This is a genomic window from Pseudoalteromonas sp. C12FD-1 (assembly GCF_037414265.1).
In the GTDB taxonomy this organism is placed as follows: Bacteria; Pseudomonadota; Gammaproteobacteria; order Enterobacterales; family Alteromonadaceae; genus Pseudoalteromonas.
Window position 1 is genome coordinate 50,224 of the sequence record NZ_JBBEVD010000034.1, and the last position, 18,444, is coordinate 68,667.

At 42.7% G+C, this 18,444-nt stretch carries 16 protein-coding genes; 6 read left to right on the top strand and 10 right to left on the bottom strand.

Annotation, left to right across the window (positions count from 1 at the left end):
* Nucleotides 1-26 precede the first annotated feature (26 nt).
* On the bottom strand, nucleotides 27-2,054 hold the full coding sequence (locus WDB87_RS01485; protein ID WP_337848806.1) for a methyl-accepting chemotaxis protein: 2,028 nt from the start codon (nucleotides 2,052-2,054) through the stop codon (nucleotides 27-29).
* Nucleotides 2,055-2,170: 116 nt separating this feature from the next.
* Here WDB87_RS01485 and WDB87_RS01490 point away from each other — a divergent pair, with 116 nt between their 5' ends.
* On the top strand, nucleotides 2,171-2,941 hold the full coding sequence (locus WDB87_RS01490; protein WP_286245930.1) for an NADP-binding protein: 771 nt from the start codon (nucleotides 2,171-2,173) through the stop codon (nucleotides 2,939-2,941).
* Here the strand turns inward: WDB87_RS01490 and hutH are convergent.
* The 3 genes from hutH to hutC form a co-directional block, all read right to left on the bottom strand.
* Nucleotides 2,919-4,472 carry a histidine ammonia-lyase gene (hutH, locus tag WDB87_RS01495; protein WP_337848807.1) on the bottom strand — a complete coding sequence of 518 codons (1,554 nt, stop codon included), beginning with the start codon at nucleotides 4,470-4,472 and terminating at the stop codon, nucleotides 2,919-2,921. The genes WDB87_RS01490 and hutH overlap by 23 nt on opposite strands.
* 2 nt (nucleotides 4,473-4,474) lie before the next feature.
* Nucleotides 4,475-6,148, bottom strand: a complete 1,674-nt coding sequence (hutU, locus tag WDB87_RS01500) for a urocanate hydratase (protein ID WP_337848808.1) — start codon at nucleotides 6,146-6,148, stop codon at nucleotides 4,475-4,477.
* Between the two features lie 66 nt (nucleotides 6,149-6,214).
* Nucleotides 6,215-6,922 (bottom strand): histidine utilization repressor, encoded by a 708-nt coding sequence (hutC, locus tag WDB87_RS01505; RefSeq protein ID WP_286245933.1) that lies wholly within the window; start codon nucleotides 6,920-6,922, stop codon nucleotides 6,215-6,217.
* Nucleotides 6,923-7,034: 112 nt separating this feature from the next.
* Between hutC and hutI the strand changes: the two genes are divergently transcribed.
* Both hutI and WDB87_RS01515 read left to right on the top strand, forming a co-directional pair.
* On the top strand, nucleotides 7,035-8,282 hold the full coding sequence (gene hutI / locus WDB87_RS01510) for an imidazolonepropionase (RefSeq protein ID WP_337848809.1): 1,248 nt from the start codon (nucleotides 7,035-7,037) through the stop codon (nucleotides 8,280-8,282).
* A gap of 122 nt (nucleotides 8,283-8,404) precedes the next feature.
* Nucleotides 8,405-10,069, top strand: coding sequence for a GGDEF domain-containing phosphodiesterase (locus tag WDB87_RS01515; RefSeq protein WP_337848865.1), 1,665 nt, complete (start codon nucleotides 8,405-8,407; stop codon nucleotides 10,067-10,069).
* Between the two features lie 63 nt (nucleotides 10,070-10,132).
* Here WDB87_RS01515 and WDB87_RS01520 read toward each other — a convergent pair whose 3' ends face one another.
* Together WDB87_RS01520 and rraA are read right to left on the bottom strand one after the other, a co-directional pair.
* Entirely contained in the window at nucleotides 10,133-11,179 is a 1,047-nt protein-coding gene (locus WDB87_RS01520; protein ID WP_337848810.1) for a formimidoylglutamase, read from the bottom strand.
* A 77-nt stretch (nucleotides 11,180-11,256) separates the two neighbouring features.
* On the bottom strand, nucleotides 11,257-11,754 hold the full coding sequence (gene rraA / locus WDB87_RS01525; RefSeq protein ID WP_004589330.1) for a ribonuclease E activity regulator RraA: 498 nt from the start codon (nucleotides 11,752-11,754) through the stop codon (nucleotides 11,257-11,259).
* Between the two features lie 202 nt (nucleotides 11,755-11,956).
* Between rraA and WDB87_RS01530 the strand changes: the two genes are divergently transcribed.
* From WDB87_RS01530 to WDB87_RS01540, 3 genes are all read left to right on the top strand, one after another.
* Nucleotides 11,957-12,496, top strand: a complete 540-nt coding sequence (locus tag WDB87_RS01530) for a phosphatase PAP2 family protein (RefSeq protein WP_286245936.1) — start codon at nucleotides 11,957-11,959, stop codon at nucleotides 12,494-12,496.
* Entirely contained in the window at nucleotides 12,493-13,530 is a 1,038-nt protein-coding gene (locus tag WDB87_RS01535; protein ID WP_337848811.1) for an MJ1255/VC2487 family glycosyltransferase, read from the top strand. The genes WDB87_RS01530 and WDB87_RS01535 overlap by 4 nt, the downstream gene beginning before the upstream one ends.
* An 89-nt stretch (nucleotides 13,531-13,619) precedes the next feature.
* Entirely contained in the window at nucleotides 13,620-15,500 is a 1,881-nt protein-coding gene (locus WDB87_RS01540; RefSeq protein ID WP_286245938.1) for a methyl-accepting chemotaxis protein, read from the top strand.
* 31 nt (nucleotides 15,501-15,531) lie between these two features.
* Here WDB87_RS01540 and WDB87_RS01545 read toward each other — a convergent pair whose 3' ends face one another.
* The 4 genes from WDB87_RS01545 to WDB87_RS01560 all read right to left on the bottom strand — a co-directional run bounded on the left by WDB87_RS01545 (nucleotide 15,532) and on the right by WDB87_RS01560 (nucleotide 18,434).
* Nucleotides 15,532-15,906 (bottom strand): gamma-butyrobetaine hydroxylase-like domain-containing protein, encoded by a 375-nt coding sequence (locus WDB87_RS01545; protein ID WP_286245939.1) that lies wholly within the window; start codon nucleotides 15,904-15,906, stop codon nucleotides 15,532-15,534.
* A 62-nt stretch (nucleotides 15,907-15,968) separates the two neighbouring features.
* Entirely contained in the window at nucleotides 15,969-17,297 is a 1,329-nt protein-coding gene (gene hslU / locus WDB87_RS01550; protein WP_337848812.1) for an HslU--HslV peptidase ATPase subunit, read from the bottom strand.
* Between the two features lie 11 nt (nucleotides 17,298-17,308).
* Nucleotides 17,309-17,827 carry an ATP-dependent protease subunit HslV gene (hslV, locus tag WDB87_RS01555; protein WP_004589336.1) on the bottom strand — a complete coding sequence of 173 codons (519 nt, stop codon included), beginning with the start codon at nucleotides 17,825-17,827 and terminating at the stop codon, nucleotides 17,309-17,311.
* A gap of 79 nt (nucleotides 17,828-17,906) precedes the next feature.
* Nucleotides 17,907-18,434: an SPOR domain-containing protein gene (locus WDB87_RS01560; RefSeq protein ID WP_337848813.1), complete on the bottom strand. Its 528-nt coding sequence runs from the start codon at nucleotides 18,432-18,434 to the stop codon at nucleotides 17,907-17,909.
* Nucleotides 18,435-18,444: the final 10 nt, after the last annotated feature.

Sequence of the window (18,444 nt, forward strand, 5' to 3'; positions counted from 1 at the left end):
ATTACCCACCTAGTTCTGCGGTGTATTTAAAGCTTAAACTGATTAACCGTTTTGTTTAAGGCAATAGCAAGGTCGCTTAAATCGCGCGCTTCATCTGCTAAAATGTGGGCGTGATCAGCGGTGCTGTTTACTAAGCCATTAATCGCTGCAAGGCTGGTATTAATGTCCTCAGCCACAACGGTTTGTTGCTCAGTTGAGGTGGCAATTTGGTGGCTTTGATCTTGCACTTTAGTTACCGACTGGGCAATGTTTTGTAATGAGCTAAGTACTTCTTTGGTTTGCGATACTGAGCCCTCAGTTTGCTCTTGCCCTTGCAGCATCATTACCGACGCTTGCTGAGCAATTTGCTGTAAGCGAGTAATCATATTTCGAATATCGTCGGTTGATTCTTGCGTACGGCTCGCAAGTGAGCGCACTTCATCTGCAACTACGGCAAAACCGCGGCCATGCTCACCGGCACGCGCAGCCTCAATAGCGGCATTAAGAGCAAGTAAGTTAGTTTGATCGGCAATGGAGTTAATTACATCCACTAATGCACCAATATTATTACTTTCTTGTTCAAGCCCTGCTACTACTTTAGATGCTTCACCTATGTGCAGTGCAAGCTCGGTCATCACACGTTGTGCTTGCGTAGAGCGGTCTGCTCCTTCGGCTGTAATGGCTTGCACTTCTTCGGCGGCGCTGTTGGTATGTTGTGCGTTGCGCGATATTTCAAGCACGGTGCTGGCCATTTCGGTCACGGCGGCACTGACGCTGTCTACTTGTTGTTTTTCTTGCTGTATTTCGGTATTGGTTTGCGCAGACACATTTTTAAGTTGCGCTGCGGCATTGGTCAATTGCTCAGCTTGTGCGGCTGTCTCTAACATCATGGCGCGTAGCTTATCAATAAATGTATTCATGTGATTGGCAAGCTGGCCAACTTCGTCTTGGCTGGTAATATTAATCTTTTGGGTTAAATCGCCTTCGCCTGAGGCAATATCACGCATTATATTAGTTAAGGTGGTAATAGGCTGCGAAATCATGTGGGTTGCCCATAGTATCATTGCTAAAATGATCACTAAAATAATCACCACTGCGGTGGTTGTGGTGGTAACCGCTTCATTAACGGGGGCTTCAATCATGCTGGTTGGAATGAGTATACCTACATACCAATCTAGATAAGGCTGCTCTAGTTGTAAGCGATGATACACCACATAGAACTCTTCTCCTTTTAAGGTCACCAATTGGCTGCCTTCAAGGTTATTACGCATTTGTGTGTTAAGCTCTGTAAAACCTGATGTATTGCTAAACTGGCTTTCGAGGCCATCTAGCCCTTCTTTGCCTTTGGGGCCTTCATCGGTGTTAGACAGCTTATGGCCAGTGGCATTTGAAAAGTGTACAACCTTTTGATTGCCATCGAGTAAAAAACCATAGCCTTGGCCATTAAAGCGGATACCTTCAACCATGTCGTTGATTTTATTAAGCTGTAAATCAACACCGCCCATGCCAATAAGTTTACGCTGTGCGTTGTATACCGGCTGTTGTACAACTGCTGAGGCAACGCCTGTGGTTAAATCGACCGATATAGGGCCGACGTAAAGTTTATTAATTTGCAGCGCTTCTTGCCACCAACCACGTTTATAAGCGTAGTAAGGCTGGCCATTGTAATGGCTGGTACGCTCGTTTTCTTTAAAGTATTCACCGGTGGTTGCTGATGCGAAAAACGCCGATAGGACATTTTCGTCATTTGAGCTAATGCGGATAAAGTCTTGATTAACGTCGTTGTAGCCGGGGGCGTTTTTAATCGGCTGATCGCGAGTATCCCAGTTTTCAAAAAAGTTAATCAAATGCGGGTTATTAACAAACGTAGAAACCAGCTTGCCATACTCTGCAAAGTAGCTTTGCATTGAAAGTTGTTCGCTTTGAAGGTAGCTTTGAGCTTCGCGCTCAATGTTTACTCTGGAAAGGTTAGCGATGTGATTTACAAAAAATGTTGAAGCAATAATTAGCAAAATGGTGATGGTACCACCAATCAATAATAATATTTTCTTCCGTAATGATAAATTATTTAGCATAAGTGCACGTATTATTGTTTTTTAATAGGTTATATCTAATCATATCTTACTTTAATTCGCTATGAAGTTAGATAAAAAGCACTAATTATGCGTTTAAAATGAAGGGTTATGCAAAAATGGAAACAAAAGCTAATAAATTAGTAGTATTAGGCGCAGGCTGGTTGGGTCATACTTTGTGCCTACAAGCTAAGCAGGCGGGCTGGCAGGTGCAAGGTACACATAGAAGTGATGAGCACACCGAAGACTTTCAGCGTCAATTTGTACTGAATGATGGACAACTAATACACCAAATAGATTTACACGATGCTTACTGGGTGTGTGCAATCCCCCCCCGAAGCAGACACAGTGAAAGTAACTACCCAGAAACATTAAGTGCAGCCCTTACTCTTTCTAAACAATTATCTGCCAAAGGCTTTATTTTATGCTCATCTACCGGTGTGTACGATCAAGAGCCAGGTGTTTACACTGAAAGCAGTGAAATAAGTTGTACCAATGAGCGACAAATAAAACTGTACGATAGCGAAGAAAAGGTGCTTGAACAAGGCGCTAAGGTACTTCGTTTAGCGGGGTTGTTAGGGCCGAATCGCGAGCCGGGCCGCTTTGTTGCTGGTAAAGAACTAAATTCATCGAGTCAGCAGGTAGTTAATATGGTGCATCAACAAGATGTGATAAACGCCATTTTTGCGGTAATAGAAAACTTTAATTCGGGGCAAAATATTTATAATGTGGTGAACCCGTCACACCCCACTAAAGCGAATTATTATGCACAAAAGTGTGCCGAGCATGGCGGCGAAATGCCAACCTTTACCAGAAATGAAAGTGCTGAGCGCAAAGTACTAGGCTCAGCAATTGAGGCATTAGGTTTTAGCTATCAGCATGGGATTTAACATACGATGGTAGCGGGTTGTGATGAATAAAGTCGCACAATTTACCTTGTGCTAAAAGCGTATTGGTTGCGTCTATATCGGGGGCAAAGTAGCGGTCTTTATCATAGTAGCTTACATGCTCACGCAGCAGTGCTTTTGCTTTTTCTACTTGCGGTGAGGGTTTAAGTGGGGCTCTAAACTCAAGCCCCTGAGCAGCAGCAAGCCATTCAATCGCTAACACTGCGCAGGTGTTATTGCCCATTTCATTTAAGCGCCTTGCTGCAAACGTGGCCATAGAAACATGGTCTTCTTGATTTGCTGATGTTGGCAGGCTGTCTACCGAGGCAGGGTGCGCAAGCGATTTGTTCTCGGAAGCAAGTGCCGCCGCGGTTACTTGGGCAATCATAAAGCCTGAGTTAACTCCGCCGTTTTCAACTAAAAATGGTGGCAGTGTTGAGAGATTTGAATCGATAAGTAATGCGATTCTTCGCTCTGCCAGTGCGCCTATTTCAGCAATCGCAATAGCTAAGTTATCTGCTGCCATTGCGACTGGCTCTGCATGAAAGTTGCCACCGGAGATAATATCGCCCACATCGGCAAATACCAGCGGGTTATCGGTCACGCCGTTTGATTCACATAACAGCACTTCTGCGGCGTGGCGAATTTGTGTTAAACATGCGCCGAGTACTTGAGGTTGGCAGCGCAGGCAGTAAGGGTCTTGCACTTTTTCGCAGTTTACATGAGATTGGCTAATTTGCGATTGAGTACTAAGTAGCTCTCTAAATACACTGGCCGTATCAATTTGGCCGCGTTGACCCCGTATGTCATGAATGCGTGCATCAAATGGCGCACGGCTGCCCATTGCGGCTTCTATGCTAATAGAGCCTATAACACAGCTTTGTGCATATAAATCTTCCGCTTTAAAAAGCCCCTGCAGGGCAAATGCGGTAGAAGCTTGTGTACCATTTAACAGCGCTAACCCTTCTTTTGCACCTAAGGTGAGGGGGGAAAGATTGGCAATTTTTAACCCTTGCGCAGCACTTATAACTTGACCCTTGTGGCGCATTTTACCTTCACCTAGCAGCGGTAGGCACATATGAGCAAGAGGCGCTAAATCGCCTGAAGCACCGACAGACCCTTTTTGTGGTACGCACGGGTACACTTCGCTGCACAGTAGCTTAATAAAAAACTCAATCACCTCAAGGCGTATTCCCGAGTAGCCCCGAGATAGAGAATTTATTTTTAAGGTCATCATTAACCTTACTGTGCTGTCGTCCATGAGCTCACCAATACCGGCAGCGTGCGAAAGTACAATACTACGTTGAAGTAGCTCAAGCTCGTCATCTGCTATTTTTGTATTGGCTAATAAGCCGAAGCCGGTATTAATACCGTACACCGTTTGGCGTTTATGTATTACGTTTTGAACGGTTTGTGCACTGGCCGCTATTTGTGCCTCGGCGCTGTTTTCTAAATTTAAATTAACAGCTGAGTCATTAATTTTTCTTAGGGTGTTTAAATCAAGGTACCCGGGTGTGAGAGTGTGTGAAATCATGACTATTCCTTGTTTAGCATAGGGAGATCTAGGTGGTGCTCTTGCGCACAATTTTTTGCAATGTCGTAGCCTGCATCGGCATGGCGCATAACGCCGCTGGCAGGGTCATTCCAAAGTACGCGGGCTATGCGCTGTGCGGCTTGTTCACTGCCATCTGCAACAATAACCACACCTGCGTGCTGGCTAAAACCCATGCCAACCCCACCGCCATGATGCAGCGATACCCACGTTGCACCACCTGCGGTGTTTAATAAAGCATTAAGTAATGGCCAATCAGATACGGCATCTGAGCCATCTAGCATACTTTCTGTTTCACGATTCGGGCTTGCTACTGAGCCTGAATCGAGGTGATCGCGACCAATAACAACCGGTGCTTTAAGCTCGCCATTTTTAACCATGTCGTTAAAAGCCAGTGCAAGGCGAGCTCGATTTTTTAAACCTACCCAGCATATACGTGCTGGTAAACCCTGAAATTGAATGCGCTCACGCGCCATATCAAGCCAGTTATGTAAGTGGGTATCTTCTGGGATAAGCTCTTTCACTTTTACATCGGTTTTATAAATGTCTTCGGGGTCGCCCGAAAGTGCAACCCACCTAAATGGGCCAATTCCTTCACAAAATAACGGGCGGATATAAGCTGGCACAAACCCCGGAAAATCAAACGCGTTAGTAACGCCTTCTTCAAATGCCATTTGGCGAATGTTATTGCCGTAATCAGTAGTGGCAGCACCTGCTTTTTGCAGTGCTAGCATAGCGTTAACTTGCACTGCCATAGATTGCTTAGCGGCTTTAACAACCGAGTGTGGGTTTTGTTTGCGCATTTTTGCCGCATCTTGCATGTTCCAACCTTGAGGTAGGTAGCCGTTGAGTGGGTCGTGCGCTGAGGTTTGGTCGGTCACGATATCAGGGATAATGTTGCTGTTTGCTAGGGTAGTAAAAATATCGGCGGCATTACCTAATAGGCCTACCGATAGGGCCTTACCTTTAATACACGCATCGGTAATAAGTTTAAGTGCGTGCTCAAGCGTCGTGGCTTTTACATCAACGTAGCCAGTTTTAATTCGAAAATCGATACGGGTTTCGTCGCATTCCACAACTAATGCGCTAAAACCGGCCATCGTCGCGGCGAGTGGTTGGGCACCTCCCATACCGCCAAGACCTGCGGTTAAAACCCATTTACCCTGCGCATTACCGCCAAAGTGTTGTTTTGCCATTGCTACAAAGGTTTCGTAAGTGCCTTGCACTATGCCTTGTGAGCCAATGTAAATCCAAGAGCCCGCGGTCATTTGCCCATACATCATTAAGCCTTTTTTATCGAGCTCATTAAAGTGCTCCCAATTTGCCCAATGCGGTACCAGGTTAGAATTAGCAATGAGAACTCGCGGCGCATTTTCATGGGTTTTAAATACGCCCACGGGCTTGCCCGATTGCACAAGCAGTGTTTCGTCGTTTTCGAGCCTATCAAGGGTTTCAATTATTTTATCAAAGCTTGGCCAGTCTCTTGCTGCTCGGCCAATACCGCCATAGACTACTAACGCATGAGGGTGCTCTGCCACTTCAGGGTCTAAATTGTTCATTAACATGCGTTTAGCGGCTTCGGTTTGCCAGCTTTTAGCGCTAATTTTATCGCCATGAGGCGCACGGATTTCACGGTGTGTGTCGAGCCGGTTGTTCATGAATTTCTCCTGTTGTATATACAAGATGGTCAGCTAAAAAAAACGCCCTTGAGCGTTACCTTGTTATTACTTTTTAAATGTTAAATGCCCGCCCAAACGGTATTTACTGCCCGGTGATACTAAGCGAGCAAAGCTCACTATGCCTTTTGTAGACCAAGTACGACGAATAACCTGTAAGCAGGGCTCTTCGTTATACAGGTTAAGCCATTGGCACATTTGCGAGTTAGGCATAACCGCTTCCACTGTGTGGCGTGCTTGTGTGAGTGGCGCTACGCTCGATAAGTACTCATGCGGGGTGAGGGCGCTAAAGTCTTGTTGTAAATAACCCGCGGCTAAAGCTGGGTTTACAAATCGCTCTTCAACTTGCAGTGGTTTGTCGTTCTCGTTATGTACCAGCACACTGCGATACACCACGCTATCTACTTCAACGCCAAGCGCAATGGCGATGGGGGCAACTGCATTGATAGATTCAAGCACGTGCACGCTACAGCTGTAATGCCCGTTACGCTCTTTTACTTCATCGGCGATGTTTTTAATTTCGAGTAGAGATGACTGCGATTTAAAACTTGCTACAAACGTACCTAATCCTTGGCTGCGCGTTAAAATACCGGCATCTGTTAATTCGCTCAGTGCACGTCTTGCGGTCATACGGCTTACAGAAAATTGGCTGCTAAGCTCGTTTTCTGAGGGGACACGTTGGTTTTCTTGCCATGCGCCATTTTTTATTTTATCGACGATAAATTGTTTTATTTGTGCAAATTTAGGAGTGGTCATTACTTATTATTAGCTGTATTTAAAATAAACTATTTAATAAAGATGGCATAATTACCTTGTATATACAAGGTGTATTGTTAGACTGTATTTTAAGCACATTAGGGAGCTAAGTATGCAAAATAAAACAACGGGTTATGTCTTAGAAGATCTCGACTTATTATTGACAGATGCCAACATAGCAACCATGGATAGCACAATTGACGCACCTTATGGGGCGATAGAAAATGCGGCACTGGCGATTAAAAATGGCGAAATTGTATGGTTAGGTGAGCAATCAAACTTACCCAGTTTTGATGCCTTTGCAACCCCTACATTAAGTATTAAAGGGCAATGGTTAACACCTGGGCTTATTGATTGCCATACACATTTAATATTTGCAGGCTCCCGAGCAGAGGAGTTTGAGCAGCGCTTACAAGGTACAAGCTATGAACAAATAGCTGCACAAGGTGGTGGTATTGCCAGTACCGTTAGGGCCACTCGCGCGGCAGATCATGAGCAGTTATTTGTTGATGCAAAAGATCGCTTAAACACTTTACTTGCCGAGGGCGTGACGACTGCTGAGATAAAGTCGGGATACGGGCTTGATGTTGAAAACGAAATAAAAATTTTAGAAGTGGCGCGTTTGCTTAATGAGCATCACCCTATTGATATTAAAACCACGTTTTTAGGTGCGCATGCGTTACCCCCCGAGTACAAAGGCCGTGCAGATGAATACATTGATTTAGTATGTACACAGATGCTTGAGCAAATAGTGGCTAATAACCTTGCAGATGCTGTGGATGTATTTTGTGAAAATGTAGGCTTTAGTCATGCACAAACAAAACAAGTGTTTGATGCAGCTAAAAAACATAACTTGCCGGTAAAATGCCATGCTGAGCAGCTTTCTAATCAGCAGGGCGCGCAGCTGGTGGCTGAGTATAAAGGCCTTTCGGCTGATCATATTGAGTATCTTGATGAAAGCGGCGTTAAGGCTATGGCTGAGGCTGGTACTGTGGCTGTGTTATTACCTGGGGCTTTTTATTTTTTACGTGAAACGCAGCTTCCTCCCATCGATTTGCTGCAAAAATACAAAGTGCCTATCGCCATTGCCAGTGACTTTAACCCAGGGACCTCGCCTTTATGCTCTGTGCAATTAATGATGAATATGGCATGTACTTTATTTAGGCTTACCCCTGAGCAGGCACTCGCAGGAGTAACGCGCAGTGCAGCACAAGCGCTAGGGTTAAAAGATAGAGGCGTGCTAAAAATTGGTGCAAGGGCAGATATTGCGCACTGGCAAATAAGTCACCCTTCGCAATTAAGTTACCAATTTGGCGTAAATAAACTGTTAAATCTATGGATTTTGGGTAGAATTAATTAGTTTGTATTATTTTTGTCCATATTTAACATGCTTTTATTAAATTTTATAGCTAATGGAGTGGCGTAAGCTTGAGTATTTTGACTGACAGTAACTTTCCTATATTTTTTAGCGGCGCGCTGTTAATGGCGATGGTCGCTACGTTATTTGCGGTGAAAAATACCAGTATTAAATTTAGTTACTTATGTACAGGCGCAGTTGGTTTAGCCATTTTAAGTAGCGGCGCTGCTTGGTTAGCAATATTACTCGCTTTTGGTTTTTGCTTTCATTTATGGCAAGCGTTTGAGCGTAATAATTGGAGCATGATTATCACAAGCGCCGTGTCAGGGTTGCTTTTTGTGGTGTTGTTTTCAGCGCATTTACTAATGGACGTCCCTCTATTTTGGGTGGTGGTGGCTATTATTCTGCTAGCGCTTGTAGGGCTAATGAGCGATGAAGAAGAGCCAAAAGTTGAAGTTTCGCATAACATCAATGAGCCTGAGCCATACCAAGATGACTCTCCTCTTGCTGCATTTGCAGATAAACAACAGTTACGCCAAGGTTATTACAGCTGGTGTAAAGAAAAACAGCTAGAAGCTGCACTGGTGATTGTACGTTTAGAAGGGTTTGAGCAAGTTAATCAGCACATTGGTAGAGATTTTGGTGATTTGTTGTTGGCACAATCAGCCAATAGGATAAAAGACTTACTAAATAACGACGATGTGATTGATTTAGGTGGCTATGAAAAGTTGGCACATTTAGGCGGTCTTAACTTTGCCTTTATTTGCAGTTTAGCAGTGCACAAACACAGCCATGAGCACATTATTGAGCAAATTATTGGTGCAACACTTAAGCCGTTTAATGTTGCTAATTGTACAGTAGAGGTAAAAGCAAGGGCGAGTTACGTTAATTGCGATGAGCAAGATGCTAACTTTGATAACTTAGTATCGTGTGCTTATTTAGCCCTTGATAGTCAGCCTAAAAAAGCAATAGTTGTGTACCATCAACAAATGATGGTTGAACAACTCGAGCAGCAAGCGCGTTTAAAAGAGTTGGCTAATATTGATTTTGTAAGCGAGCTTGAGCTTTATTTTCAGCCTATTATTCGTAACGATGACGGCCAAATTGAATTTTTAGAGCTCCTACTGCGTTGGCAACATCCCCAGCAAGGTATTTTATCTGCTCACCGATTTATTGATGATATTCATATTGCGGGCTTAGCTTACCCGCTGGCTAAATTTGTTATAGAGCGGGCTGCAGAGCTTGCTATGGCGTTGCGCATAGAGGGTATTGCTATACCGCTGAGCATTAACTTGTTTGGCCCTGAAATGCTTAACGAAGAATTTGTTGAGTTTGTAGATAGTGTGGTGAGCGAGCATAACTTACAACACGGTGATTTAATTGTTGAATGCCCGCTGCATATATTTACGGATTTAGATGATAAGGGCCGTGCGATGATTGCCCGATTAAATAATATCGGCTTAAAAATATGTGTTGATGGGTTAGGCGATAACCCCATTGTTCTTTCTAAGCTGCCAAATTTAGCTGTTGAATACATTAAGGTGGCGCCATCGCTTACTGCAGATTTTAGCAATCAAAATAATATTCGAAGCCTAGTTGGCGGTATGGTTGAAATGCATAACCAACAAAATACTAAGGTTATTTTTGAGGGCGTTGAAACCTTAGACCAATTAAAGTTTGTAAAAAGTTTAAAAGCGCATGCGGCACAAGGTTATTATTTTGGCCACCCATTAAGTAGCATTGGCTTAATGAGTTGGTTAAAGCAGTGGCAGGCTCACCAAACTCAATAAGCTAATCCAGTAAGGCAATTCGGCGGCCTTAAAAAATACAGCGGGTAATTAAGCTAATTACAATTAATGGGTTTTTGCATGTAAGTAGGCATTAACTAATGCGCTAATAATTTGCCCACAGCTTTGCATACCGGCTGTTAACCCTGCTGGATGATTTAGCGGTGCTGCTTCACACAAATGTAGGTAGCGGGCAGTGCTATGTTTTGCTGTTAAATACACATAATGCTCAGCATCACTAACGCTAAAGCCGCAGCATGTATACGCGCTGGCCGGTAAAAATGAAATGCTGTCTAGGTCGAGCTCAATACCCAGTGGCGCATTATTAAACCCTGCTAAGGCGTGCTGTACGGCATCGGTTAGTGATATTTCTCGGCGTATATTAATAGCCTGATAGCTGTGATAACTACATTGATTTTGTGCGATTAAGTCAAAAATGGCTTGGTTATTTTTTTGCTCATGCAGGCCAATAATATGATATTGCTGCAATGCATTTTTTTTCAAAGCATAGCTAAAACCATTGCCGCTGTGGCGGCCCTCGCAAGGCCGTAAATCTGCATGGGGGTCAAAATTAATAGCGTTAACACAAGCCCTATTATGTTTACTTAAAGCACTGAGTATGCCAAAACTATTATTGTGCCCACCGCCTATAATAATAGGCTCAAGGCCCGCATTAAATATAAGCGTTAATACCGCCTCTACTCGCTCATCTATTGTTGCGCATAGTTTGCGTAATTGAGCCAGCTCTTCAGCATGCTGGTTATTTAAGCCTTGCGCTTGCTCCATCAAATCATCAACGTCAATTTCGCCTAACAACAATACCTGATGAGTTGCGTTAAACTGGTTAACTGGTTGGTTCAAAAAGTATTGCAAAAAAGCCGGCCAAGCTTGATGTGAGCCGCCATTGCCTATATTAGCGCGAGGGCCTATATCTTCACATATACCAATTAATACGTAGCGAATACCAAATTGCGCTGCATCGTTAAGTGCTTGTTGTACATTTACGTGGGTGTCTAATAGGGCAACAGACTGCCAGGTTTTTGTTTCGTTAGCGCGTGTGGAGCAATAGGGTTTAACGGCGTATTCATCATACACTTTTAAGGTAGGGTGCACTGTATTGAATCCGTATTGAGCAGTAAAAATTATTCGTGGTGACGTAAGCAGTGCTCTTTTGAGCACTGCTTGTTACTTTATTCTTCGATAACTTCTAGTTCAAGTTCTTCTGCTGATAATACAATGCCAGTACTATCTGCATAGATAAAATCGTCATCAAAAAACGACACTCCAGCAAAGTTAACGCCAATGCCATCTTCACCAGCGCCTTCGCTGTCGGCGGCAACAGGAATAGAGGCAATCGCTTGAATACCTAAATCAATTTCTTCAAGCTCGTCTACATGACGCACCGCACCAAATACAATTATGCCGTTCCAGTTGTTATCAAGCGCAAGTTCTGCAAGTTCAATGTCGATAAGAGCGCGTCGTGTTGAGCCACCACCATCGATAAGTAGCACTTGATCGGTACCGTCTTGTGAGAGTATTTCACGGATCAGTTCATTATTTTCAAAACATTTAACCGTTTTAATTCGGCCGCCAAACGTGTGTCGACCACCAAAGTTGATGAACATCGGTTCAAGCACGTCAACCACATCGGCAAAAAAGTCACATAAGTCAGAAGTGCTGTAATCCATTATTTTATCCTCAAAGGGTACATAAGTTACCCTCAGTATACCCTCCTTATATGCAATAACAACGACTTAATAGCAGTAAATTTATTCAAAAAATGCCGAAATTAGAAATGGCAACAATAGTGTCTTAAAAGCGTCACTCAATTGTTATTTTCTGCCTCTAAGCTTTAACTATGGTTAGATATTGTGCAGCTAAGGGTGAATAATGAACGACAATAACGTGCTTAAAAAAATGGCTCAAATGGATGAACGACTCTTTTTAACTCTGTTTAATTACAATTCCCCCAAATGGCTAAAAACGGCTGCGCTTGGTTTATCTAAAAGTGGTAATGGTGGTTTATATTTACTTATGTGTGGCACTGTTTGGTGGCTAAGTACCAATGAGCAGCATCAGTTGTTGCCAATATCGGTGTTACTAGGGTTTGCAATTGAAAGGCCTATTTATTTTTTAGCAAAACGTACCTTTGGCCGAATTCGCCCCTGTGATTGCTTAGTCAGTAATGCGTATATTGTGCCTAGTGACAAATTTAGTTTGCCCTCGGGACACAGCGCAGCAGCATTTTTAGTTGCGGTAATATTGAGTCATTTTTTTGCAGAGTATACGTGGCTTTGGTTTAGTTGGGCATCGGGGGTGGCGGTTTCTCGCGTGGTATTAGGCGTACATTTTCCGGCAGATATAATAATAGGCGCCGTTATTGGCAGTTCATGTGGTTTATTTGCGCTAGCTTTGGTGGTGCCTGTATGAAAATATTATACGGCATACAAGGCACAGGTAATGGCCACATTACGCGCGCCCGTGTTATGGCAAGTTGTTTTAAAGAGTTAGGTATAGATGTAGATTACGTTTTTTCCGGACGTCCTGATAAAGACTACTTTGATATGCAGGACTTTGCTGATTACAAAACGTTTCGGGGTTTATCGTTTAGCACTAAAAACGGCCAAGTAAAAAGCTATCAAACATTAAAAAATGCTCGAGTGTGCAAGTTAGTTAACGATATAAAATCATTTGATGTAAAAAAATACGATTTTGTTTTGAATGACTTTGAGCCTATTTCAGCCTGGGCGGCAAAGAGAGCGGGCGTACCTGTGGTTGGTATTAGTCACCAGGCGGCTTTTTTATCTAACAGTGTACCTATGTTTGGTCAGGGGTTATTTAGAAAGTCCCTTATTAAGCATTATGCCCCTGCAAGCACTTATTTAGGCGTACATTGGCAACCTTTTGCTGACAATATTATACCGCCCTTTATTGCAAACCATGATCATGGCAACCCGGTCGCCGTTATGAATAAAGTGCTAGTGTACTTACCCTTCGAAAATCTCGACAACATTATTGATTATTTAAAGGACTTTCCAGAAAAAGAGTTTTACTGTTACCACCCACACGCGCAAGACAAATCCCTTGGTCATATCCATTTGCGCACTCCTTCACGAGCGGGGTTTTTAAACGACTTAGCAAATACCAGCGGCGTAATTGGTAATGCAGGCTTTGAACTGGCAAGTGAGGCCTTAAAGCTTGGGAAGAAATTATTACTTAAACCTCTCGATGGCCAGTTTGAACAAGATGCAAATGCACAAACACTATTGGCGATGAAGATGGCCCATGTAATGAACTATTTGAACCCGCAAGCGCTGGATGATTGGAATAGTGCTCCGCAAAACAAACAAATTAATTTTCCCAGTGATCCAGCTCCTTTGGTGCAGTGGCTACTTAATAAGCAGTGGCATGACACTCACTCATTACATAAAGATTTATGGGGTAATGTTAATCTAAAAGCATGAACAACATGCTAAAAAAGTTAATAAAAAGTTTAAAATTAAGCACCATAACGTACTACACTATTAGTGCATATTAAATATAGGTGTTTTCAATGAATTTTTTACAAAACTTAACCATTAAAAGGCGTTTACAACTTAATGCAGTGGTAGTCGGTCTGGCAATGGTCATTTTGTTATGTGTGATAATTTATGAGTCACGCGTAACACTTAATCTGAATAAAACAATTCAGCTTGCAGAAGAGCTCAATGTACACGCCCTAGAGCTTAGAAAGCATGAAAAAAACTTTCTTTTTTACAAGCAGCAGGAAGCACTTACATCATTTGATAAGGATTTTAACCAGCTAAGCACTAAAATTAAAAAGCTGCAGGAGGTAATGCAGCAGCAAGGCATTACTGCAGCACAAATTGAGCATTTTCATGCGCTTATTACTAACTACAATAACAACTTTTCGGAGGTTGTTAGGCTACAGCAACAGATAGGTTTAAACCCTAAAGATGGGTTATATGGCAAGCTCAGAAATGCAGTGCACGAAGTTGAGGTGCTATTAAAAGAGCAAGATAACTTTGAGCTTTTATCTGTAATGCTACAGCTGCGACGCGCTGAGAAAGATTTTATGCTGCGCTTTGATGCAAAATACTTAACTCGCTTTAACGAACTTATTAGTACGTTTAAACAAAAAATTTCCCAAGCTGATTTACTAAGTAGTTATAAGTCGCAAATAACCCCTTTAATAGATACGTACCAAAGCGATTTTCAAAATCTTGTAAAGGCACAAACGCAGCTAGGGCTAGATTTAGACTCAGGTGCACTAGGCGTTATGCGTATTAACGTAGAAAAAAGTGACAAAGTTGTAAGTGAAATCGTTGAGTCAACTAAGTTACAAGTTGAAACAAGTGTTGAACAAGCAGAACTTATAGCCATTATAGTTTTTGTTATTTCAGGGGTTATAGTGTTGGCGTTGGTGTACTTAACTAGTCAGTCGATCATTATCCCTATTGAGAGGGTGTATCATACTATCAACGATATACGCCGTAATAACGATTTAAGCGTAATGATAGAGCAAACAGGTAATGACGAAGTTACCATTATGACCTCAGACTTTAATAGTTTAATAGGCGATTTTAAAAACCTCATAAACGAAGTTAATACCGCGCTTAATACATTAAATGTGGCAACAGAGCACTTATCAGAAAGCACCTCAGCTACAAGTTCAGGCATGCAAGAGCAGTTACACGAAGCGGATATGGTTGCTACTGCGGCTACGCAAATGCAGGCAACGATTCAGGATATTTCTCATAATACCGAAGCTGCCGCTAAAAAAGCAGAGTCAACCAATTTAAGTGCGCAGCAAGGGCGCAGCGAAGTAGACTCTACGGTTAAGCATATACGCGATTTATCTTCGTCGTTAGGTAACGCATCAAGTGTGGTATCGCAGCTTGAAAAAGACGGTGAAACCATAGGCTCAGTGCTTGATGTTATTAGAGGCATTGCAGAGCAAACTAATTTACTCGCATTGAATGCCGCAATAGAAGCAGCTCGTGCTGGTGAGCAAGGGCGAGGGTTTGCAGTTGTGGCAGATGAAGTACGCTCGCTTGCGCAACGTACACAAGAGTCTACCAGTGAAATTGAAGGCATTATTAATACTCTTCAGCAGCGCACGCAAGAGGTAGTAAGTATTATGCATCAATGTCGCTCGCAAGGTGATGAAAGTGCTTCACAAGCTATTAAAGCGGGTGACTTACTTGGTGCTATTACCGAAGATGTGCAAACTATTATGGAAATGAGCACTCAAATTGCTGTTGCTATTGATGAGCAAAGTCAGGTGGCATCAGAGGTTAACAAAAATGTAGTACGCATTAGAGACATTGCCCAAGATGCCTCTGAGCATGCAGTTAATAATGCGCAAACCAGTGAAGAAGTCTCTGAGCAAGCGCGCGTATTATTTGCGGCTATTGATAAGTTTAAAGTGTAATACAGTGTAGCGTTTAAAAAGCCAATAATGTTTAGGGAACAAACTTTATTGGTACGCTGTCTTTGTTTTGTTCGTGCTCGGCGACTCGCGCTTGGTATTTATCCCACAAGGTTTCGTGCTGTGTTTGTAGTGTTTCAAAGTAGTTCCAGCTAAATAGCCCGCTGTTGTGGCCATCATCAAAGTCTAACCTAAGTGCGTAATGCCCCACCGGTACAATTTTTTTTATACCTACATGTTGTTTATTAAGTACCAACTTCATTGGCTCTGCACCATGCCCTTGCACTTCAGCAGAAGGGGAGTGAACGCGTAAAAACTCGCTGCTAAATACAGCCATACTGTCATCATCAAAGTAAACATCTAGGTTTTTACTCACACTATGATAATGCACTTTTGTTACGTGTTTCATTTTATATGTCCCATTAAAAAGCCCCCAATACGGAGGCTTTTAGTATAGTATTTTTGCCTAGCTTATAAAATAAAGCGGCTTAAGTCTTCATCTTCTACAAGTGCACCTAAGTGTTTTTCTACGTAGGCGGCATCTATAGTAAGGGTAGAGCCTGCTTGCTCTGATGCATCGTATGAGATTTCTTCCATTAATTTTTCCATTACTGTGTGTAATCGACGAGCACCAATGTTTTCGGTTTTCTCATTTACTTGCCAAGCGGCTTTAGCTATGCGCTCTATTGCATCATCGTTAAACTCAACATTGACTTGCTCAGTTTTAAGTAGCTCACGTTGCTGCTCAGTAAGTGAAGCATGTGGCTCGGTCAGAATGCGTTTAAAGTCATCAGCAGTCAGTGCCTCAAGCTCAACACGAATAGGTAAACGACCTTGAAGCTCAGGGATCATGTCTGATGGCTTAGCCATTTGGAACGCACCCGATGCAATAAATAACATGTGGTCGGTTTTAACCATACCGTGCTTAGTATTAACGGTTGAGCCTTCAATTAGTGGAAGTAAGTCGCGTTGTACACCTTCTCGGCTTACATCTGGGCCTGATGAATCGCCACGCTTACAAATTTTGTCTATTTCATCAATAAACACAATACCGTTTTGCTCTACTGCAAAAATAGCCTGCTCTTTAAGTTCTTCAGGGTTAACTAATTTGGCGGCTTCTTCTTCGGTTAATAGCTTAAAGGCTTCTTTAATTTTTAACTTACGCTTAGTACGTTTGTCGCCACCCATGTTTTGAAACATGCTCTGCAACTGGTTGGTCATATCTTCCATACCAGGAGGCGCCATAATCTCTACATTTGGCTGCGCTTGCGCTAAATCTATCTCTATCTCTTTATCATCAAGCTGGCCTTCACGCAGTTTTTTACGGAATGTTTGGCGAGTAGATGAGTTGTCATCACGCTGTGTTTCACCGTATTGATCTTTAGCTGGTGGTAAAAGTGCATCTAAAATACGCTCTTCTGCCGCTTCTTCTGCGCGGTGCTTAAACTTTTTAGTTTGTTGCTCGCGGGTCATTTTAATTGATACATCAACTAAATCGCGAATAATAGTCTCTACTTCTTTACCCACGTAACCCACTTCGGTAAATTTAGTGGCTTCTACTTTAATAAAAGGCGCATTTGCTAGTTTAGCTAAACGGCGAGCTATTTCAGTTTTACCTACACCTGTTGGGCCAATCATTAAAATATTTTTAGGTGTTACTTCGCTACGTAAGTCATCGTTTAATTGCATTCGACGCCAGCGATTACGCAGGGCAATAGCCACGGCTTTTTTAGCTTTAGCTTGACCAATAATATGCTGATCTAACTCGTGTACAATTTCTCTTGGGGTCATAGCAGACATAATGGGTCCTATTATAGTTCTTCGATTGTTTGGAAGTTGTTGGTAAATACACAGATGTTGCCAGCAATGGTAAGGCTTTTTTCTACGATATCGCGAGCGCTTAAATCGGTATTTTCTAATAGGGCAGTGGCTGCTGATTGAGCAAAGTTACCACCGCTACCAATAGCAATTAAATCGTTCTCTGGCTGCACTACGTCACCGTTACCGGTGATAATTAGTGAAGCGGTTTCATCTGCAACTGCCAGCAACGCCTCAAGTTTACGTAGGGCTCGGTCGCTACGCCAGTCTTTGGCCATTTCTACAGCGGCTTTAGTTAGGTTACCTTGGTGCATTTCTAGTTTGCTTTCAAAGCGTTCGAAAAGGGTAAAAGCATCAGCAGTACCGCCAGCAAAACCAGCAATTACTTTACCATTATAAAGGCGTCGAACTTTGCGGGCATTGCCCTTCATTACGGTATTACCAAGCGAAACTTGGCCGTCGCCACCAATTACTACTTTATTGTCGCGGCGTACACTTACGATAGTGGTCATGTTATTCCTCATCATCAAGCTGCGGGGGCAGCTTGTAAAAAACGATTATGATGAGGTTATATGGGTGAATGGTCTAATTTCAAGTCCAGCCCCAAATTCCGCAGCTAACAACATGCACTCGCTTGAGTTTGTTTTTGTCGCTTTCGGCTTGGCGCTTTGTTTTATATGGGCCTAAACGCACTTTATACCAAACACCATTAGTACCTGTGGTCTTTTTAATTTCAGAAATTAAGCCAGCAAAAGCAATTTTAGCTTTAAGGGTTTCGGCTTGCTCATGTGTTCTAAACGACCCACATTGCATAACATAGGGGCCTTTTTGCTCAATTTCTCTTACTTCTACTTGGATTTCGTGCTCTTTAATTTCTTCAATAAACTTGGGCGCGCGAGGCTTAGCTATTTCTACTTTTTCAGCTGTTTTAGGGTGCGCTTGCTGCTCAACCAGCTTAGGGTCGGCGTTATTTTTAATAAACCATAAGCCATAGGCAAACCCACCTACAAGCAAAACAGTAATAACAACTAAAAGTATAGGAAATGGTTTTTTAGCAGGGGCTTGCTTGGTATTTTTTCTACCCGCTGGTTTTTTATTAATATAATCGTGCTGTGCCATTTGGCTTTAA